At 66.7% G+C, this 20,675-nt stretch carries 15 protein-coding genes and 2 pseudogenes; 13 read left to right on the top strand and 4 right to left on the bottom strand.

Features of this window, described 5'->3' with window-relative positions:
• Positions 1-13: 13 nt before the first annotated feature.
• The 6 genes from QF050_RS02045 to QF050_RS02020 all read left to right on the top strand — a co-directional run bounded on the left by QF050_RS02045 (position 14) and on the right by QF050_RS02020 (position 9,393).
• Complete coding sequence (locus QF050_RS02045) at positions 14-967, top strand: ABC transporter permease (RefSeq protein ID WP_308928927.1); 954 nt, start codon at positions 14-16, stop codon at positions 965-967.
• Positions 964-3,102 (top strand): dipeptide/oligopeptide/nickel ABC transporter permease/ATP-binding protein, encoded by a 2,139-nt coding sequence (locus tag QF050_RS02040; protein ID WP_308928926.1) that lies wholly within the window; start codon positions 964-966, stop codon positions 3,100-3,102. The genes QF050_RS02045 and QF050_RS02040 overlap by 4 nt, the downstream gene beginning before the upstream one ends.
• Entirely contained in the window at positions 3,099-4,103 is a 1,005-nt protein-coding gene (locus QF050_RS02035; protein WP_308928925.1) for an ABC transporter ATP-binding protein, read from the top strand. Before QF050_RS02040 ends, QF050_RS02035 begins: the two co-directional genes overlap by 4 nt.
• Before the next feature lie 39 nt (positions 4,104-4,142).
• Positions 4,143-6,422: a family 78 glycoside hydrolase catalytic domain gene (locus QF050_RS02030; protein WP_308928924.1), complete on the top strand. Its 2,280-nt coding sequence runs from the start codon at positions 4,143-4,145 to the stop codon at positions 6,420-6,422.
• A 71-nt stretch (positions 6,423-6,493) separates the two neighbouring features.
• Entirely contained in the window at positions 6,494-6,958 is a 465-nt protein-coding gene (locus QF050_RS02025) for a phage tail protein (protein ID WP_308928923.1), read from the top strand.
• Positions 6,959-7,002: 44 nt separating this feature from the next.
• Complete coding sequence (locus tag QF050_RS02020) at positions 7,003-9,393, top strand: glycoside hydrolase family 95 protein (RefSeq protein WP_308928922.1); 2,391 nt, start codon at positions 7,003-7,005, stop codon at positions 9,391-9,393.
• Between the two features lie 36 nt (positions 9,394-9,429).
• On the opposite strand, the gene QF050_RS02015 is transcribed toward QF050_RS02020, so the two are convergent.
• Positions 9,430-10,260, bottom strand: coding sequence for an IclR family transcriptional regulator (locus QF050_RS02015; RefSeq protein ID WP_308928921.1), 831 nt, complete (start codon positions 10,258-10,260; stop codon positions 9,430-9,432).
• A gap of 151 nt (positions 10,261-10,411) precedes the next feature.
• On the opposite strand from QF050_RS02015, the pseudogene QF050_RS02010 reads away from it, so the two are divergent.
• From QF050_RS02010 to QF050_RS01990, 5 genes and pseudogenes are all read left to right on the top strand, one after another.
• Positions 10,412-10,930: pseudogene (locus tag QF050_RS02010) on the top strand (alpha-L-rhamnosidase N-terminal domain-containing protein); the annotation flags it as partial.
• Between the two features lie 71 nt (positions 10,931-11,001).
• Positions 11,002-13,158: a family 78 glycoside hydrolase catalytic domain gene (locus QF050_RS02005; protein ID WP_308932074.1), complete on the top strand. Its 2,157-nt coding sequence runs from the start codon at positions 11,002-11,004 to the stop codon at positions 13,156-13,158.
• A complete protein-coding gene (locus QF050_RS02000) occupies positions 13,155-14,147 on the top strand; it encodes an alpha/beta hydrolase (RefSeq protein ID WP_308928920.1) in 993 nt (330 codons plus the stop codon). The genes QF050_RS02005 and QF050_RS02000 overlap by 4 nt, the downstream gene beginning before the upstream one ends.
• Positions 14,144-15,118 (top strand): alpha/beta hydrolase, encoded by a 975-nt coding sequence (locus tag QF050_RS01995; protein ID WP_308928919.1) that lies wholly within the window; start codon positions 14,144-14,146, stop codon positions 15,116-15,118. The genes QF050_RS02000 and QF050_RS01995 overlap by 4 nt, the downstream gene beginning before the upstream one ends.
• Positions 15,119-15,149: 31 nt before the next feature.
• The gene (locus tag QF050_RS01990; protein ID WP_308928918.1) at positions 15,150-15,971 is read left to right on the top strand and encodes a class I SAM-dependent methyltransferase; all 822 of its coding nucleotides are present in this window, start codon (positions 15,150-15,152) and stop codon (positions 15,969-15,971) included.
• A 358-nt stretch (positions 15,972-16,329) separates the two neighbouring features.
• Here QF050_RS01990 and QF050_RS01985 read toward each other — a convergent pair whose 3' ends face one another.
• Together QF050_RS01985 and QF050_RS01980 are read right to left on the bottom strand one after the other, a co-directional pair.
• Positions 16,330-17,277: a YncE family protein gene (locus QF050_RS01985; RefSeq protein ID WP_308928917.1), complete on the bottom strand. Its 948-nt coding sequence runs from the start codon at positions 17,275-17,277 to the stop codon at positions 16,330-16,332.
• Between the two features lie 301 nt (positions 17,278-17,578).
• On the bottom strand, positions 17,579-18,103 hold the full coding sequence (locus QF050_RS01980) for a hypothetical protein (protein WP_308928916.1): 525 nt from the start codon (positions 18,101-18,103) through the stop codon (positions 17,579-17,581).
• A 283-nt stretch (positions 18,104-18,386) separates the two neighbouring features.
• Here QF050_RS01980 and QF050_RS01975 point away from each other — a divergent pair, with 283 nt between their 5' ends.
• Positions 18,387-18,656 carry a hypothetical protein gene (locus tag QF050_RS01975; RefSeq protein ID WP_308928915.1) on the top strand — a complete coding sequence of 90 codons (270 nt, stop codon included), beginning with the start codon at positions 18,387-18,389 and terminating at the stop codon, positions 18,654-18,656.
• Positions 18,657-19,452: 796 nt separating this feature from the next.
• Here the strand turns inward: QF050_RS01975 and QF050_RS01970 are convergent.
• A complete protein-coding gene (locus tag QF050_RS01970; RefSeq protein WP_308928914.1) occupies positions 19,453-19,866 on the bottom strand; it encodes a hypothetical protein in 414 nt (137 codons plus the stop codon).
• 295 nt (positions 19,867-20,161) lie between these two features.
• Here QF050_RS01970 and QF050_RS01965 point away from each other — a divergent pair.
• Positions 20,162-20,332, top strand: a pseudogene (locus QF050_RS01965) (ATP-binding protein); the annotation flags it as partial.
• Between the last annotated feature and the right edge of the window lie 343 nt (positions 20,333-20,675).

Genomic DNA, 20,675 nt, shown 5'->3' with positions numbered 1-20,675 from the left:
AGGGCCCTGACCGATGGAGGTCACCATGGCACTATTCATCACTAAGCGCCTGTTGATGGCGCTGGCCACCGTGCTGGTGGTTGCGGTGCTGGCATTCCTGCTGGTGCACGCAATGCCGGGCAGCCCCGGGGCCGTGTCCCTCGGGGCCGGCGCCTCCCAGGAAGCCATCGACGAGGTCAACCAGAGGCTGGGCTGGAACGATCCGCTGTTCACGCAGTTCTTCACCTGGCTCGGGTCCGCGGTCCAGGGCGACCTGGGCATCTCGCTCATCGATGGCCGCTCAGTCAGCTCCGACCTCGCCAGCCGCCTGCCCGTCACCGCCTCGCTTGCTGCCGGAGCCACCATCCTCAGCGCGGTCCTCGGGATCGCATTGGGCGTCACCGCAGCGGTCCGCGGCGGCCTGCTGGACCAGCTGATCGGCGGCTTCGTGGGCCTCCTCGTCGCGCTGCCTGCCTTTTGGGTGGGCGTCCTCTTCGTCTACCTGTTCGCCGTCCAGTCCTCCATCTTTCCCGCCACCGGCTACGTCCCGTTCGAGGTCTCGCCGCAGGACTGGGCCCTTTCCCTGGCCCTGCCTGTGATAACCCTGGCCGTCGGCGGCGCGGCATTCATCGCCCGCCAGACCAGGGCGTCCATGCTGGAGGCCCTGCAGCAGGAACATATCCGCACGCTGCGCGCCACGGCCACCCCCACCTGGAAGATCCTTTACGTCCACGCCCTGCGCTACGCCAGCCTGCCCATCGTGGCCGGCATCGCGCTGCAGTTCATTGGCCTGTTCGGCGGTTCCGTCATTGCGGAGCAGCTGTTCGCGATGCCCGGACTGGGCCAGGCCGTCCAGACCTCCGTCAGTACCCATGACGCCCCCGCCGTCCAGGGCGTGGTGGTGATCGCCACCGTGGTGGTGGTTGCCGTCAACCTGGTGCTGGAGCTGGCCACCAAGTTCCTCGACCCGAAGTTGCGTGCCTCATGATCCCCACAGTTGCCCCGGCCCCCGCGGACGCGGACCAGGCAGGACGTACCACGCCGGCAGGAACGCCCGCGCGCAATGCCGGCAAAGCGGCCATCTCCAGGTTTTCCCGGCACCGGCTGTTCACTTCGCCGGGTGCCGTGGCCGGGCTTATCTGGCTCGCGGCCATTGTCATCGCGTCCCTGACCGCCCCGCTGTGGCTGCCCTTCAAGACCGAGGACCAGGATTTCACCGCTGTCCTCTCCGGCCCCACCGCCGCCCACTGGCTGGGGACGGACGAACTGGGCCGCGACATCCTCAGCCGCATTTTCGCCGCCGCAGCCGGCACCCTGGGGACCTCGATGCTCACGGTGGTTGTCGGCGTCGGCCTTGGCACCATCCTGGCCATGGCGGCCGCCGGTGCCGGTGAACGGACCGAAGGCGTCATCAGCCGGGTCACCGAAATTATGATGTCCCTGCCGGGAACGGTGATCATCCTGGCCGTCATTGGCGCCGTGGGAACCAACATCCCCGTGGTCATGGCCATCCTGGGCATCCTGATGTCCGCCGGCGTCTACCGGGTGATCCTGGGCCAGGCCAAGTCCCTGCAGTCGCAGCTGTATGTGGATGCGGCCAAGGTGGATGGCGTCAGCCCGCTGGGTGTCAGCTTCCGGCACGTCCTGCCCGGGCTGGCCAACACCATTGTGGTCCAGGCCGCACTGATCTTCGCCGTGGGCATGCTCATCCAGGCTGGTTTGGCGTTCATCGGGTTTGGTCCGCCCATCCCGCAGCCCAGCTGGGGCGGCATGATCCAGGGCGCTTCGCAGCACGTCTACGATGCCCCTTGGATGATGGTTCCCACCGGCGCCGTGTTGGCGCTGACCGTCCTGTCCGCCAACGCCATCGGCAACGCCCTGGGCAAGGCACCCAACGCTGCCGCCCCGCACCTGCCGTCCGCCGCTGCCCGGCGGCAGCGGTCCAGAGCCGTCGCCGCCATCGCCGCCATCGCCGCCGCAGCTCCCGTTCCTGCCGTGGAGGACGTCGCGTCGCCCGGTACCGCCGCACAGGGGACGCTCAGCGTCCGCAACCTGTCCGTCGGCGTCGATAGCGCTGGTACAGGCAACGGCGTCCGCCTGGTCACCGATGTCTCCTTCGAGGTCCAGCCCGGTACCGTCCTGGGCCTGGTGGGGGAGTCCGGCTGCGGCAAGACCATGACCGCCCTGTCCCTGCTCGGGCTGCTTCCCTCCGGCGTCTCCGTCACCGGCGGCCAGATCCTCTGGAACGGCAAGAACCTGGCCGCCGTGGCGGACAAAGACATGGAAGCCGTCCGCGGCAGGGAAATCGCCCTGATCAGCCAGGAACCCATGCGCGCCCTGGACCCCATGTTCACCGTGGGATACCAGTTGACCGCCACTATCCGGCGGCTCCGCGGCATGGGCAGGGCCGAGGCCCGCAACGAGGCGCAAAGCCTGCTGGAGAAAGTGGGCATCGTTGATGCCCCGCGCATCCTGAAGACCTATCCGCACCAGATCAGTGGCGGCATGGCGCAACGCGTCGCCATCGCACTGGCGCTCTCCGGACAGCCGAAACTGCTGGTCGCGGACGAACCGACCACAGCCCTGGACGTCACCGTCCAGGCCGAGATCCTGTCCCTGCTTCGGACCCTGGTGAAGGACACCGGCATGTCCGTAGTGATGGTCACCCACGACCTCGGCGTGGTGGCGGACATCTGCGACCAGGTCGCTGTCATGTACGCCGGCCAGGTGGTGGAGAACGGCAAAACGAACGCCGTCCTGGACAACCCCCGCCACCCGTACACCCTGGCCCTCCTGGCCGCGGACCCGCACGCCAACCACGCGGACGACATGCCCGAACGGCTTGCCACCATCAGCGGGCAGGTCCCGCAGCCCAAGGACTGGCCCACCGGCTGCCGGTTCGCCGCCCGCTGCCAGTTCGCCGGCTCTGCCTGCCTGGAACCCGTCCCGCTGCTGCGCTCCGGCACCGGTGAAGGGCTGGTGCGGTGCGTCAAGGCGGACCAGCTCGCCGTCGAAGGCATGGACTGGCTGGCCACAGACGTACCCGCCTCCCGCACCCTGGAGGTCACCCCCAAGCAGAACCCGGGCACTCTGAGCAGCATCGTCGAAAAGGATTTGGCATGAGCACCGCAGTGACCGAACGCCGCGATTCCACACCGTCCTCCGCCGCTCCCATGCTGGAGGTCAAGGACCTGGTGGTCCGCTACGGCCGGGGCCGGAAGGCCGCCGCGGCTCCCGCCGCCGTCGACCATGTCAGCTTCAGCATCGCCCCCGGGGAGACCGTGGGCCTGGTGGGGGAGTCCGGCTCCGGAAAGTCCACCATCGGCAAGGCAATCCTTGGCCTCCAGAAGGTCTCCGGCGGCACCATCAGCTACCAGGGCAAGGACATCACTTCCGCCGGCGCAGCCCAGCGCCGGGCCCTGGGCGGCGAACTGCGCGCCGTCTTCCAGGACCCCAACTCCTCGCTGAACCCGCGCAACACCATCGGCACCTCCCTGGCGGAACCGCTGCGCCTCCGGGGGATTTCAGCGGCAGAGGCCCGGGCCAAGGCCGAGGACATGCTGGAACGCGTCGGGCTGCCGCGGGACGCCGTGGACCGGTACCCCAGCCAGTTCTCCGGCGGCCAGCGCCAGCGCATTTCCGTGGCCCGTGCCCTCATCTGCGATCCTCAGCTGGTGGTCTGCGACGAAGCCGTCAGCGCCCTTGACCTCTCCACCCAGGCCCAGGTGCTCAACCTGCTGGCCGACCTCCGCGACGAACGGGGCCTGAGCTACCTGTTCATCGCCCACGACATCGCCGTGGTGCAGTTCCTGGCCCAGCGCGTGGTGGTCCTGTACCGCGGCCAGGTGATGGAAAGCGGACCTGCCGCCGCCGTCACCGAAAACCCCAGGCACCCCTTCACCCAGGCCCTCGTGGCCGCCTCCCCGGTACCCCGGCCCGCGGAACAGGCGGCGCGTCGGGAAGCCCGCGAGTCGCTGGGTGTCCGCACCGGCGCCGCCGCGGTGCCTGCACCCGGCGGCTGTCCTTTCCGGCTGCGCTGCCCGCTGGCCACGGACCTGTGCGCCACCGAACGGCCGGCGCTGCGCCGGGTGGGGACAGCCGACGTCGCCTGCCACTACGCCTGAACCTCATTGCCTCAACTTCCAGAACGGAACCCTCCTTCCATGACATCCACCACCTGGCACGCCGCCATGATCACCCCTGACCAGGACTTCGACGGCGCCCCGCTGCTCCGCAAGGAGTTCACGCTTGAGGAGGGCCACGGCGGCGTGGTGAGGGCGACGCTGCGGGCCACCGCCTTCGGCGTCTATGAGGCGTTCATCAACGGTGTGCCCGTGGGGCCGGACGTGCTGAGCCCGGGCTGGAGCTCCTACGAGTGGCGGCTCCGGTACCGCAGCTACGACGTCACGCCGCTGGTGACGTCAACCAGCGTGCTGGGGGTGGAACTGGGCAACGGCTGGTACCGTGGACGGCTGGCCTGGCACGGCATGTCCAACCTGTACGGCAGCGAGCTGGGGTTCTTCGGGCAGCTGGACATCGAGTTCGCCGACGGCCATGTCCAGACCATCGCCTCCGACACCACCTGGCAGGCCGGCCCCTCCGCCACCACTTTCAACGACCTCTACGACGGGCAGACCATCGACGCCCGCCGCCGTCAAAAGGGCTGGGCGGACCCCGGCTTTAGGCCCGACCCGGACTGGACCGGCGTGCGGGAGCTGGCGTTCGACGCCGACCGGCTGGCTGAGCCGGTGGGGCCGCCCGTGGTGCGGGCCGGCGTCGTCCGTCCTGTGGAAATCTTCACCTCACCCTCCGGCAAGACGCTGGTGGACTTCGGCCAGAACCTGGTGGGCTGGCTCCGCTTCACCGTGCGGGGCGAGGCCGGGCAGGCCATCACCATTCGGCATGCCGAGGTGCTGGAGGACGGCGAACTCGGTGTCCGGCCGCTGCGTTCCGCCAAGGCCACGGACATGTTCATCCTTTCCGGAGGCGAGGACTCCTTCGAGCCCACCAAGACCTTCCACGGCTTCCGCTACGCCGAAATTACCGGCTGGCCGGGAACCTTGGCGAAAGGGGACCTTGAAGCCGTGGTGGTCCATTCCGATCTGGAACGCACCGGCACCTTCGAATGCTCCAACCACCTCGTGAACCAACTGCACCGCAACATCGTCTGGGGCCTCCGCGGGAACTTCCTGGACCTGCCCACCGACTGCCCGCAGCGCGACGAGCGGCTGGGCTGGACCGGCGACATCGCCGTGTTCGCCCCCACCGCCGCCTACCTGTACGACGTCAAGGGCTTCCTGCAGGACTGGCTGCTGGACCTCGCCGCTGAACAGGAGGCGCAGGACGGGCTGGTCCCCATCACGGTGCCGGACATCCTCAAATACTGCCCGCAGCCACCCGAATTCCCGGCTCCTGAATCCTCGGCGCTGTGGAGCGAGGCGTCCGTGTGGGTGCCTTGGGCGCTGTGGGAGGCCTACGGGGACCTCAGCGTGCTGGAGAACCAGTACGCGTCTATGGCCTCGCACACCCGCCGGGTGGAGGGCCTGCTCTCATCCGCCGGCCTGTGGGACTCCGGCTTCCAGTTCGGCGACTGGCTGGACCCCGACGCCGCGCCGGACCAGCCATGGGCAGCCAAGGCAGACACCGGCGTGGTGGCCACCGCCTGCATGTACCGCACCGCGCGCCTCACCGCGCAGGCCGCCGGGCTCCTGGGAAAGCACGACGACGAAGCCTACTTCGACGCGCTCGCCGCCCGGGTGCGTGCCGCCTTCGCCGAGAACTACGTCGCAGCCGACGGCACCATCCGCAGCGACTGCACCACGGTCTACGCCCTGGCCATAGCGTTCGACATCCTGGCCGCCCCGGAGCTGCGGGAGTTCGCCGGCAACCGCCTGGCGGAACTGGTCCGGAACAACGCCTTCCGGGTGTCCACCGGCTTCGCGGGCACCCCGTTCATCAACCACGCGCTGACGGATACCGGCCATGTGGACGAGGCCTACCGGCTGCTGCTGGAGGAGGGCTGCCCGTCCTGGCTGTACCCGGTCACCATGGGTGCCACCACCGTCTGGGAACGCTGGGACTCCATGCTCCCGGACGGCACCATCAATCCGGGGCAGATGACCAGCTTCAACCACTACGCCCTGGGCGCGGTGGCGGACTGGATGCACAAGGCCATCGGCGGGATCCGTCCCCTTGAGCCCGGCTACGCCCGCGTGCTCATCGCGCCGCAACCGGGGGAAGGGATCAGTTGGGCCAAGACCTCGCTGAAGACCTCGCACGGGATGGTCCGGGTGGAATGGACGCTCGACGGCGGCGGGTTCCGGCTGGAGGCGACGGTCCCTGACGGGGTGGCGGCCGACGTCGTGCTTCCGGACGGTGCGCGGCACGCCATGGGCGGCGGCGCGGGCTCCTTCCGCGCCGAACTGGGCGCTTTGGTGAAGTAGGGCGCGTTTTTCACTTGGCCCGGGCCGGAATCTGCAACGATGTACGCAGAACAGACTTCCCAGGAGGACTCATGCCGTACACCGTGGATTTCAAGAACGTGTCCACCGTTGGTTTGGAATCGTCGCCGGTTGCTGACGCGCTGGCCGGGCTGCGCGCCAACGAGGCACGCTATTACAAGAACAAATACGACCACGACTTCACCGTGGTCCCCGCGGACGAGGCACCGGAGACGGTTGACTACGTCCACAACATCCTGGCCACGGAGCGGAATCTGGTGATCTCCTCCAAGCCGCTCGAGGTGTCCTCTTTCGAGGTGGACGGGCTGCGGATGGCGTACGTGTTCTATGAGTCCGGGCTGTCCATTAATGTCATGTACGGCATTTCGGAGGGTGGCAAGCGGGCGGTTGGCTTCAAGCTTTCCGACGGTATGGAGGTCCCGGAGGAACTGGCCGCAAGCTTCAAGTTTGCCCGCCAGAAGTCCAAGCTCGCCGGCACTATCCGCGGCTCCTACTTTGTGATCAAGGGCCAGTACTGAGCGCGGGATCCGGGGTACCTTCCGGGTCCGTACGTCCGGTCCAGGTGCCCGCCCCTGACCCCGGCCAGGTGCTCTGGTACCGCGCCCCGGCGGACCGGTTCGTCGAGTCGCTGCCGGTGGGCAACGGACTAGCAGGGGCGACGGTGCGCGGCCTGGTGGGTGGCGAGCGCATCCAGCTCAACGAGGGCTCGGCGTGGTCCGGGCCAACAGGCCGGTCCGCGCCCCCGCTGGATCCATCCGCCGGACCCGCCACACTCCAGGCTGTCCGCGCGGCGGTGGAAGACGGGGACGTTCGGCGGCCCGAAGAACTGCTGCTGGCATTCCAGGGCACGCACTCGCAGGCTTACCTGCCGTTCGCGGCCCTGTCAGTGAAGGTCGCCGGCGCCGCGGCAGCCGTTGACGGCGGCCCCGCCCGGTGGCTGGATCTCCGGACCGGCACCGCGGGTCACCGCTATGTCATCGATGGCTCCGAGGTCCGGCACCGGACCTTCGCATCCCACCCCGACTCCGTCATCGTCCACGAGATCACGGCCGACGTCCCCATCAACGTCCGGATCGGGATCCACCCCGATGGCGTCCGGTTCCTTGGCCAGGACACCGCGGCGCATCCGTGGGGGACCGAACTCCGGCTTCGGGTGCTGCTGCCCAGTGACGTAGCGCCCTCCTTTGAGCGGACTGCTGAGCACGTCCATTACGACGACGGCTCCCGCGCCGGAGCAGCCCACGCCGGCATCGCGACCGACGGCCACACGGACGTCACCGGGGGATTCCTGGCGGTCACGGGCGCACGTTCCGTGCGGCTGGCCATTGCCACGGGAACGGTCCTCGATCGTTCGCAGGCCTTCCGGCACGCGAACACTGCGGGTTCCCCTGAAGGCCTGGCCGTACTCCTCACCGGCCGGGTGGCGCGGGTCCTCCAGGACTCCGCGGACGCCGTTTTCGAGCGCCACGTTGCCGACCATGCGGAGCTTTACCGCAGGGTCACGCTGGAACTCGGCCCTAAAACTGGACTGGGTCCGGGGCCGGACTCTGGTCAGTGGAAGCCAACGGATGAGCGCGTGCGTGCCTTCGAAGAGGACAAGACCGACACCGCCCTGGTCTCCCTCCTGTTCCACTACGGCCGGTACCTGTTGATCGCCTCGTCCCGCGCCGGAGGGTTCCCGGCCAACCTCCAGGGCATCTGGAACGAGGAGCTGCCGCCGCCGTGGAGCAGCAACTACACCGTGAACATCAACACGGAAATGAACTACTGGCCGGCGCTGCCCGCCAACCTTGCCGAGTGCCACGAACCGCTGCTGCAGCTGGTGGATACCCTTGCGCGTACCGGCCGGCATGCCGCCGCCCTGTACGGGGCGCGGGGTTGGGCGGCCCACCACAATACGGATCCTTGGGGGTACTCCTTTGCCGCCGGCGCGGGCGAAGGCGACTCCATGTGGGCCAGCTGGGCCATGGGAGGCATTTGGCTCGTGCAGTCCGCGTGGCAGCACTACGCGTATACGGGGGACGCCGGCCGGCTGCGGGCCTCCTGGCCGGCCATCGAAGGCGCGTGCCTCTTCGCAGTGGACTGGATCGTTGGTGACGCCGCCAGCGGAACGCACACATCGCCGTCGACCTCTCCGGAGAACCAGTTCGTCGCCCAGGACGGGGCGCCTGCCTCGGTGAGCCGGTCCTCCACCATGGACGTTTCCCTGCTCCGCGGACTCCTCGATTCGGCGCGGCACGCTGCCGCAGCCTTGACCGAGCAGCCGCCCTGGCTACAGGAGCTCGCGGACAAGGTGCGCTCCCTTCCCCAACCGGCTATCGGTGGCCGGGGAGAAATCCGGGAATGGTCGTTCCCGGCCATCGAGCATGCGCCGGATCACCGGCACACGTCCCACTTGGCGGCCCTCTATCCGCTGCAGCAGTGGAGCGCCGGTGACACTCCGGCGCTCGCCGCCGCCGCTGCCAGGACCCTGGAACTGCGGGGTCCCGAGTCCACGGGCTGGGCCATGGCCTGGCGCGTTGCCCTCTGGGCGCGCCTTGGCAACGCCGCCAAGGCCGAAGAGAGCCTCAACCTGGCACTCCGTGCGGCCGGGGACGGCTTCGATGAACGCGGCGGGGTGTACCCGAACCTGTTCACCGCCCACCCGCCGTTCCAGATCGATGCGAACTTCGGTGCCACTGCCGGCGTCGCCGAGATGCTGCTCCAGTCCGACGCGACCACCATCCGGCTTCTGCCCGCGCTCCCGGACTCTTGGAGCGAGGGGTCCGTCCGGGGATTGCGTGCCGTGGGTGGAATTGAGGTGGACATCCGCTGGTCCGGCGGCGTCCTTCGCAGCGCCGTCTTGCGGTCCGATGCGGCCGTAAACCGGGACATCGTGTGGAACGGGCGGCAGGTCAGCGCGGCCTTCGGCGGGGGGACGGATCTTGAGCTCGGCTGCCCCAACTTCGGGTGACAATATTTCCCGCTGCCCCGGAACGCCTCAGCTCCCCTACCCCTGCGAGTGCGTCCTGACGTCCGCGCTCGCCGTCGCCTGGAAGCCCAGGTTCCGGGACACGGCCCTGGCGGCGGCGCGGACCGCCGGGGCCAGGACGTTTGGCGGCGTGGATCCGTCCGGAACCACGATGGACAGGGAAGCCACCACGGCACCCTGTGCGTCGTATATGGGCGACGCCACGGACACTGTCCGGGACGGCAGGCTGCGGCGGATCATGGCGATGCCGGTCCGCCGCACATCGGACAAGGTCCGGCGCAACTGGCCCTCCGGCATCTCGGACACGCCCGGCTCGATCTCCGGCGGCCGCTTCAGGATGGTTTCCTGGAACTGCTGGTCCGCTCCCGCCAGCAGCACCAGGCCGATGGCCGTGGACCGCAGCGGTGCCCGGCCGCCCACCCGGTAGGCGACCTCGGTGGCGTCCTTCGCGGATAACCGCTCGATCAGCACCGCCTGCTCGTTGTCCCGCACCGCCAGCAGGACGTGGTGCCGCGTGACCTCGAACAGGTCCTCCAGGTAGGGGAGCGCGATCTCCCGCACGCCGTGACCGCGCGGCGACAGCGAGGCCACTTCCCACAGCCTGACTCCCACCACGTAGCGGCCGTCGTCCAGCCGTTCCAAGGCACCCCACGCCACCAGCCGGGCGATCAGCCGCAGGGCCGTGGGCGTAGGCATGTCCGCGTACCGCGCCAACTCGGACAGGGTGAGCGCCCGGCGCCGGTCCGAGAAAACGGCGAGCAGGCTCAGCGCCCGGTCGATGACCGGTTCGCCCTGTTTTGGCCGCTTGCCGCGGGCGGGCGGGGTATCCGTTTCCGGGGTGGAAGTCATGGCAGTGGTTCCTAGCGCCGTCGATAGTTGCGGTGGCTCGCAGTGAGCTGAACCACAATACTATTCCGACCATTGAAAGCGCCCTGTGGGGGACGGGGGGTGGCGCACGAAGCTGGAACTCCCAGCAATCGCACTCCAGGAGTCCCGCCGCATGACCGCCCCCACCCGGCTTCGGGCCGAGCACCTGTCCGAGGCGATGGGCCTGACCATCCGCGAACCGCGGCTCAGCTGGACACCGCCCGCCGGAACCGTCCGCCAGATCGCGTACCGGATCACGGCCGGCAACGGGTGGGATACCGGGAAGGTGGAGTCGGCAGCGAGCGGCGCCATCCCGTACAGCGGCCCCGGCCTGGATTCCCGGAGCCGCTTCGAATGGCGGGTCCGCACCTGGAACATCGGCCACACCGGCACCGAAACAGCCAGCAGCTGGTCCGAGCCGATGCCTGTGGAGCTCGGCCTCCTGCACGCCTCCGACTGGACGGCGGGGTGGATCGGGCCCGGGGAGGAGGAGGTCCCAGTCCCCGGAGAGCGGCCCGGCTGCGCCCTCACCAAGGACTTCAGGCTGGACGCCGCCCCGGAGAAGGCCCGCGTCTACGCCACCGCCCACGGCATCTACGAGCTCTTCATCAACGGCCGCCGCGTCGGCGACCAGCAGCTCACCCCGGGCTCCACCAGCTACAACACCACCCTCCAGGTCCAGGCCTATGACGTCACCGGTCTCCTCCGCGAAGAGCCAACACCATCCGGGCCATCCTCACCGATGGCTGGTACCGCGGCAGCTTCGGCTACACGCGCGACGCCGGCATGTACGGTGCGCACACAGCCTTCCTGGCGCAGCTGGAGGCGGAGTCCGTGGCAGGCAGGCAGGTCATCGGCACCGACAGCTCGTGGCTGGTGTCCTCAACGGAGATCATCAGTGCCGACCTCATGGCGGGCCAGCGCGTTGATTTTCGAACGGCCGACGGCGTGAGCGCACCTTCTGGGGGCACGGCACCCGTCTCCCCACACGCACCCGGGCCGCGGGCCGCCGTCGTCAGCCGCGGAAGTTTCGACGCACTGGCCGGGCCCCTCGCCCCACCCACCCGGGCGACCATGGAACTCGCCCCGGTGACCATCACCCGCCTTCCGACCGGCCATCAGGTGGTGGACTTCGGCCAGAACATCCACGGCTGGGTCCGCCTCACCCGGCTGGCGGCGCCGGGAGAAACGCTCACGCTGGAATACGGCGAGGCCCTGGACAGAGACGGCGAGGTCACCCGGGACCACCTGCGCCCGCACAATTTCCGTTCACCGGGGTCCTTCCTCGATGCCGGCCAGGTGGACACGGTCATCTCCTCCGGCGCGCCCGGCGAGGTCTTCGAACCACGCCACACCACCCACGGCTTCCAGTACGTGTCCGTCCAGGGCCTCACCCAGGACCTGCGCCCCGGGGACATCACGGCCTGCCTGGTCCGGACGGACCTGGAACGCATCGGCACTTTCCGCTGCAGCGACGAGCGCCTGAACAAGCTCCACGACATCGTGGAATGGAGCTTCCTGGGCAACTCCTGCGAGGTCCCCACCGACTGCCCGCAGCGGGAAAAGGCCGGCTGGACCGGAGACTGGCAGCTGTTCGTCCCCACCGCCGCGTACCTGTACGACGTCACCGGGTTCTCCCGCAAATGGCTGCGGGACGTCCGTGCCGACCAATGGGAGAACGGCGTCATCGCCAACATCTCACCCTCGCCAGGCCCCGCCGTCACCTCGGCCGAATTCACGGGCTTCACCAACGGATCCGCCGGCTGGGGCGACGCGGTGGTCATGGTGCCCTGGGAGGTGTACCTGGCCACCGGGGACGTCTCGATCCTGGCCGAGAACCAGGATGCGATGAACCGCTGGCTCGGCTTCGTGCGGACCTCCGCCGAGAACCGGCGGCACCCCGCCCGGGCCGCCGCAAGCATTGGCCCTGCACCGCACGAACAGTACCTGTGGGACACCGGCTTCCACTTCGGCGAATGGATGGAACCGGACGGACCCGAACCGGACCTGTTCGCGGCCCGCAACGCCGACCACGGCATCGTGGCCACCGCCTACTACCGGCACACCACAAACCTGATGGCACGCATCGCCACGGTGCTGGGGCAGCACGAAGACGCTGCAGAGCTGGCGGAACTTTCATCCCGGATCCGGGACGCCTGGGAAACGGAATACCTCGGCCCCGACGGCCGCGTTACCGACCCCAGCCAGGCCAACTGCGTCCGCGCCCTGGCTTTCGATCTGGTCAGCCCGGAACACCGCGCCGGGGTCACGGCCCAGCTGGTGGAACTGATCCGGAACGCGGGGAACCACCTGGGCACGGGCTTCCTGGCCACGCCCTACCTGCTCCCGGTCCTGGCCGAGAACGGTGAGGTGGACCTGGCCTACCAACTGCTGATGCAGGATTCCGAACCGTCCTGGCTGGCCATGGTGGACCGCGGCGCCACCACCGTGTGGGAACTGTGGAACGGCATCGATGCTGCCGGCGGCGCGCACCAGTCCCTCAACCACTACAGCAAGGGTGCCGTGGTGACCTTCCTGCACCGGTATACGGCCGGGCTGCGCCAGGCGCCGGGAAGCGCCGGCTGGGAACGGACCATCATCGAGCCCCGGCCCGGCGCCGGACTGACCTCCGCATCCACCTCCCACCAGGGGCCACGCGGCCTCATCCAGGTGGATTGGACCATCGCGGAGGGGACGGCGGTTGAAGGAATACAGGACGACGCCGTGCTGACGCTCACTGCTACCATCCCCGCCGGGACCACCGCACAGGTGCTGCTGCCCGGCGAACCCGCCGCCGTCGTCGGGCCCGGAACCCACACTTTCGTTGCCGCCACCGGTGGAGACGCTGCCAAACCAGAGCTGATGAGGAGCACACTATGAAAGTGGATGACGCTACCGAGGTACTCGACCCGTCCCGGCCGGACGTTTCCCGGCCCGGGGGCAGGGACGTTCCGCCGTTCCCGATCTTTGACACGCCCGGAACACCGGAGCCGGTCTCGGACGTGTCGGCCGTGCACCGGGAAGTCACGTATGCCCGGGCCATCGGCTTCCGGCCCCTGAAAATGGACATCTGGCTGCCGCGCCAGGCGTCCGGCCCCACACCGCTGGTGCTCTGGGTGCACGGTGGCGCCTTCCAGCTGGGCGACCGCCGGGAACTGCCGCCCACGTTCGCGCCCAACTCGGTGTTCCGGCTGCTCAACGAGGCCGGCATCGCCTGTGCCACCGCGGACTACCGGCACTCCCTCGAGGCGCCCTTTCCCGCCCAGCTCCACGACCTCAAGGCCGCCGTCCGCTACCTGCGCGAATATGCGGATGAGCTCAACATCGACCCGGACCGCTTCGGTGCCTGGGGCGAATCCGCCGGCGGCCACCTGGTGGCGCTCCTCGGGCTCACCGGGAACCGCGACGACCTCGAAGGCGGACTCGGTGCGCAGGGGCACCCCAGCAGCGTGAGCGCCGTAGTCGACTTTTACGGTGTTTCCTCGCTGGTGGACATCCCTCCCATGGCCACGCCCGAGGGGCTCTTTCCCGCAGCCCTGACGGCGGCAGTGCCCCCGGGAATGTCCCTGCAGCCTGAATACATGCTGGTAGGCGGTTCGGACGACCCGGAGCTGCTGGCTGCGGCCAGCCCGGTCAGCTACGTGGACGCCGGCGCCGCCCCGTTCCTCCTGGTCCACGGTGACTCCGACGGACTGGTGCCGCATTCGCAGACCGACCTGCTGGCCGCCGCGCTCGCCGGTGCCGGAGTGGACCACGAGGTGGTGACCGTCAAGGGCGCCGACCACTGCTTCTTCGGCGCCGAAGACCGGATGGACGGCATCCTCGCCGCCGGTGTGGACTACTTCTCCCGGAAACTGGGTACGCCATGACGCCACGAACAGAACCAGCAGCAGTGTCCCCGGAGGCTTCCCCGGCCGGCGCCCCGGAAGGAGCCGCCGACGGTTTCGCCGAATACCTTGCCAGCCCCGAAGGCCCGCAATTCCTGAACCCGGACGCCGTCCGGACGCCGGGGCCCGATGTCCCCGTCCGCACCGTCACTGCGGATGGGCGGCACGGGCCGGTGGCCATCCGGATCTACGGCGAAGCCGCCGGCACCGGCAGCCCGGCCCTGGTGTGGCTGCACGGCGGCGGCTTCGTCAGCGGCAGCATGGACATTCCCGAGTCTGATTTCTTGGCCCGGGTGCTCGCGGACCGGGGGACGCCGGTGCTATCCGTTGACTACCGGCTGGCCCGGGACGGGGTCTCCTACCCCATTCCGCATGACGACGCCCTGACCGGATGGTTCTGGGCACGGAAGAACGCCGCATCCCTGGGGCTGGATCCGGACCTGCTTTGTTTGGGCGGGGCCGGTGCCGGCGGCAACCTGGCCGTGGGGGCTGCGCTCTACCTGATCGACGCCGGCAAGCCGCTGCCCGCCAAACTCCTGCTGGCCTACCCCTTCCTGCACGCCGAACTCCCGCCGCCGGCCGGCGGACTGGACGAGGCGGTCATGGCCGGGCTGCCGCGGCATTTGCGGTTCACCCTGGAGGACTGCATCCGCACGGCGGAGAACTACGTGGGCGGACCTGTCAGCATGGCGCCGTCCTATGCGATGCCCGGTTACGCCGACCCTGCCGGACTTCCGCCCACCGCGCTCCTGGCATGCGAGTACGACGACGCCCGCGGCTCCACGGAGCTGTTTGCCTCCTCTTTGGAGCGGGCCGGGGTGCCGGTGTCCTATTTCCTTGCCCGGGGCGCGGTGCACGGCCACCTTAACCACACGGCGGGACTTCCCTCAGGGCAGGCGGCACTGGACTTCCTGGCCCGGGAAGTTGCGGGGGCGCACACAGCTCCCCGTTGACCCCGCGGCTACCCGGTGTGAGGATGGCGCCATGAACCAAATCTCCGCCTTTTACACCGGGCCTGGGAGACTTTTGGCGGCGATCAGTTCTGCCTTGGACGCGGCCGGCGTGGACCGCAAAACGCTGCGGGCGGCCGATCTCGCTGCTGTTGACGAGTTCCATATCCGTGGCCGCAGGGCCACCGTGGAAATCATCGAGGCACTCGCCCTCACTGCGGACTCCCATGTGCTTGACCTCGGCAGCGGACTGGGAGGCCCCGCACGGACGCTGGCCGAGATGAGCGGGTGCACCGTTACAGGAATCGACCTCACGCCTGAATTCTGCGAGGTAGCGACGGCTCTCTCAGAGTGGACAGGCTTGTCCGGCCGCACCATGTTCCACATCGGCGACGCGACAGCCACCGGCCTTCCGGACGAATCTGTGGATGCCGCAGTGACCGTCCACGTTGCGATGAACATTCCCGACAAGCCTGCGCTGTATGCCGAAGCGTTCCGGGTCCTTCGACCCGGCGGCAGGTTCGTCGTGTACGACGTCCTGCAGGGTGAAGGAGGCGAAATACACTACCCGGTGCCGTGGGCCAATGACTCCTCGACAAGCTTTCCTGCGACCCTGGAAGACATGCGCGCATTCCTCCCGTCGGCAGGTTTCGACGTCGTCTCGGAAGTCGACTCCTCGGATGAGAGCCTCGCCTGGTTCCAGGGGATGCTCGCCAAAATCCAGCGGGAGGGGCCACCACCAGTAACCTTCTCGACCTTCCTTGGTGACAGTTTCGCCCAAATGACTGCCAACCAGGTGGCTAACCTCGCCGAGCGACGCATCCGGACCGTCATGTTTGTGTGCTCCAGGCCCTGAATGTCAAAAGCCGTTGCCTTGCCAGGGCATCAAATCGCGTAGCGTCCATCTGCCTTCAGGCTGTGCTGCCCGCCGATGCGCGGGTTCGGCCTTTTAGTCTGCGGTGTCTCATAGCCCTAGGGATGCCAATTCCAGTGGTGCCTGCAACACCGGATTTGAGGCACTGAAGTTTCGAGACACATCACGTCGGCCTATGTGATGCTCTTCCTGTCCGCAAGGGGATCCCCTGTCGAACACGGAAGGGCCGTTGGCCGCACCACCGAAACATGAACGCTCAGTTCGGCGTGTGATCCGAAAGGGCTGCGAATCTTTCAGGATCCTCTGCTTGGGGCTCTAATGTTGCTGCGTCGTCGGCTGTTTAGGAATGTCTGCGTCTTCTGCTGGCCAGGATCAGCGCGGCGGCCCCGATCAGGATGGCCGCGCCCACGGTTCCGACGATGACCGGAAGGTAGGACATGTTGGTCCCCGTGTGGTCCGAGCTGGCCTGAGCCGTGGGATCTGTTGTTTTTGTCTGAGCCTGTACTGCTTGGGCCTTGACGGCCGCTAGCGCCGGAATACTCAGGTCCTGGGCCGGGAAGACCGACACCGATTTATCCGCGGTGTTGGTCACCAGAACGGACCCGTTGGGAGCCAGGGCGAGATGTCCGGGGTTCCGGAGCGTCGGCTGGCCACGACGGGCACTTGTTTCACCGGGTGCGATGACGGAGAGGCTGCTGGCTTCGAAAAGAACATAGACAGTGCTGTCCGGGCCGACGGTGATTTCCTTTGGTCCCCCTGGGACCGGCACGCGGTAGGCGACGGCTGAGGCCCCGGCCTTTATCACCGCGACGTCGTCTGAGGTGATGTTGGTGACGTAGGCGGTGCCGTCGGGGCCTATCGCGATCCCGTGCGGAGCGCCGGCGCTGTCAGGTGTCTTCCGGACATCAATGGTGCGTGAAACCGTGCCGGCGCCCGGGGCGATGACCGAGACGGTCCCGCTGTCCTGGTTGGTCACGTAGGCGGTGCCGTCCTGGGCTACGGCTACTTCCTTGGGAGTGCGGCCGACGGCGACCTCCCGGGACGGGGCGTCGGCTCCCGGGGGGATGACCGAGACTGTGCCTAGGAACGGGTTGGGAACAAAGACAGTCCCGTCAGCCCCTGCGGCTATGAGGTGGGCGTCGGCGCTGAGGGTAATCGTGCGTGCCACCGCAGAGGAGCCCTTCGGTATCACCACGAGCTTTTCCTGCTGATCATCGAGGGCCGACCCCTCGACAAACAGGGTGCCGTCCGCAGACAGTGCCATTCCCTTCGGGTTGACACCTGTCATGAGGGTCTTGGTTGGCTTGCTCGCCCCCGCGGGAAGAACGCTTACGCCCCCGCTATCGCCTATATAAGCAGTGCCCTCGCCGTCGATGACGACGCCGAGGGGCCCCTGGCCAACATCAACGACATCCCCCGATGCCATCGACGGGGCAGCGGCAATCAACAAGATGCTGCCAGCGACAGCCACAGCTATGCCCGCGGTGAAGCGCATGCACCTACCCCCAAACGTTGCATGAAGAAGACCTTCGATGAGCATACTGCTGGCAATCTATCCCCGAAGGCCGCAGATCGCCTTGTCCGTTGGCTCATTCGGCAGTTGCGGGATAAGCAGCGACCTTTTTCATCCGCATCACAGTGACGCATCGGGAGATGATCAGCGCGTTCAGGCCGAGAGCGCTGTATTCGACTCCACCGGGCGACTTTGTGGTCATGTAGAAGCCGATGAGGATGAATGCCGCTGCCGTTAGGGCGATCGCGGCGATCAGGGGTGCCTTGGCTGTCGAGAGCCGGGTAACGATGTTCCAGATCCCTGCTCCGACGTAGGCGAGGGCAAGGACGCAGAAGACCGCGATGAGTGCGATGGCGTGAGTCATGGCATCAGCCGGGATGTAGCCGCCGGACGTCGCGGCCGTATTCATCGCACGGATGACCACGGAGATGTCGGTATAGGCGTAAAAGCCCGACGCTAGACCCAGGAACACCGAACTGCATCCCAGGACGAGCCGCCACCGCCGCGACTTCTCAGCGTCCAACGGCGAGAGGACCCCTGCGTCCGGGTCGGGCTCCGAAAGCCGCGGCTGCTGGTGGAGGTACTCCTGGTCATAGCTCATACGGGCGGGCGCTCCTTCTACCATGCAGGAGCGCTCCTTGACGGCCCCCAAACAAGCAGAGCCTATACTGCACCGCGCCAACTCGGGACATCAGAAGAAGTTAACGAAGGTGTCCCCGTGGAGGATCCTTCAGCGGACACTTGGATGGGTTAACACTTAGGGCACCTTTGACGCTCCTACGGACGAATCTATGCGGCTCCGGGGACGTCCCTTGCCTCCCATGGCGTACGCTCCCTTTTTATGCGGAACGCAACGGGCGACGGCACTAGTGACTGGGTCCAAAATGAGTACTGACTTCGAGGCCAAGGGGCCAAATGTGGTCGCATCTAAAGACGGCGAACTCCATATCGCTCGTGTGGGTCTATCTGTCAGCTTTCGGGGACACAAATATGAAATTGACTCAGAAATGCTTGCTCCTCCCATGACCATAGCCATTTACTTCCGGAGCAGCTCGGCGGCGAAGGCGGCCGCCAAGGCCCATGAACTAGGGCAGCTACGGGAATTTGTCCGGGATGCGCTGACCTTCAGAGGGTTCGATGTCGAGATTGACTAGCCTTCGTCTTCTCCAGGCATCTGTCTAAGATTTCGCCCCTGCGTCCGGTGGGACGGGGGGCGAGCTCGACTGGGATTCACCAGAACGTACGGTGGAGGATCCCTCACCGGACTCGTTCGTTCGCTAGGAATCTTTCAGAATGGAAGCCCTGTACCAGGCAGCCAAACGCTGCGGTCCTTGGACATTAGAGTGGTTCGTCGACTGCGTTTTCGCGGCGGCGGATCTCCTTGTTGACCAGCACCGCTTGCAGGAGAAAGCCAACACCAAAAATGACCAACAAAGTCGTTCGTAACGGATGGATCCATATCACTGCTAGGACGAGCCACGCGATCCCGAGTACAACGCCACTGGTCCTCATTGCTCGCAGATAAGACAGGGGCCGCTTTGGGAAGCGCATTGCGGTTCGAAAGTAACGCTGTAGAGCCTTAAGCATCGCAATCTCCTCCCTGCGCTGGGTCCTCACATCCTACTTGTTTGGCGTAAAGCAGCGGCACTCAGCCGACGACTTTTCTCGGGCTTCAACGAAGGCGAGGTTTCGGCAGGTCATGTCCTCGTCGCCTTCAATTTATTGAAGGCCCTAGCTTCCTCATACTTTTCGCCCCAGGGGATTCCGGTGTGCGTCATTGGGGGGGGGTGGCGCAGCGAACGTCCAAGCGTCCGGATGAGGATCCCTGAGCGGGCGCTATGCACTCGAATAACTAATCCCTTTGGTTGACGTTTATCACTCGGAGTCCTATTCGCCGACTGGTTGATGGAGATGGTCAGTGCTCCTTCGACTCGGGCCTGGAGTTCCAGGCTAGAAGTACCTCGCAAAGATGGTGAACACGTAGGCCACGAGGAAGAAATATCCCAGAGCAAAAGCAGTCTGATACGGCCATCGGGTACGTCGGAGGTTGTCTTTTTCGACTGAATGCTGGCCAGAGGTTCCAGGCCGGAACGTCTGAACTGGAGGCAATTGCACTTGGAAGATGATCACTGCAAGGAGCTGTAGGTCTGCTGCGGTATAGGCGAGCAGGGGTAGCCCGACGAAGACTGTGACGGGGGGAAGCAGAAGCTCCACTCCGATGGCGGCGACGTTTCCTGCCAGCTGGAACCGTTCGAAGAACTGATCCGGGCGGGATCCCTCTTTGATGGGATATCGATAGCGTCCTGCCGTGCCAATTGCCAGTGAAACAAGACCCAGTGCCAGGAGTATGAGAAACCGTTCCATTAATGGCGCCCACGGCTGGCGGCGGCAGCAAATTTATACCAATTAGCACTCACGAGATTGACCCTAGTGGGTCGGAGATCAACGGGACTACGACTTGGAAGTGAGTCCTCTTCCGAATGCCTTACTCAGGGTGTCGGAGAAACGGAGCCGTTCAACCTGCACAGCCGGCCACAGCGACGTCCGCGTCTGCGGCATGTCTGTGGATGACCTGATAGCTACAGCCGAGTGCATTTGCGACCACGGTTGGTGGCGCTTTATCGACAAGGCTTCACAGGGCAAGGCTCCTTGCACTGCCGCCATCGCCATCGCCTCCAACGAATCCTTCTCCGGCTGGACCAAAACCTTCAGCGACCCGCGTCTATGCGCCGCAATCGTGGACCGTCTCACCTTCAACGGCACCATCATCGAAACAGGCACTGACTCCTACCGCCTCGCCCACACCATCGCCCAACATAACGCCAGCTAATCGCTGGACCCGTGCCGGTTGCCGTAGCGTCGGGTGCGCATGATCCAGTCCACGGGGTAGCCGAGTTCCTCGAGAGTGAGTAACAGCGGTTCTGGGCTGAACGTGAGGACTTGCATCTCAAAGTGGTCTCCACGGATGTGAACGCGATTAGAAAACCATCCAGGCGTAGTGAAGACCTCCGCAACCTGCTCACGCTCAAAGCGCCATGGACCCACTAACATGCCCAACCCAAACCGCGCCCGAAACTCGAGGCGCTCCCGCGTGGCCGTAAATTCGATCAACGGTACCGTGGCCCGAATCGTTCGATATTCCATCCCGACATTGACGCGATAAGGGCCAACGC

The sequence above is a fragment of the Arthrobacter sp. SLBN-112 genome (genome assembly GCF_030944625.1).
Lineage (GTDB): Bacteria > Actinomycetota > Actinomycetes > Actinomycetales > Micrococcaceae > Arthrobacter.
Note: the sequence above shows the minus strand (reverse complement) of the source record. Positions and strands in the feature narration are given on the sequence as shown.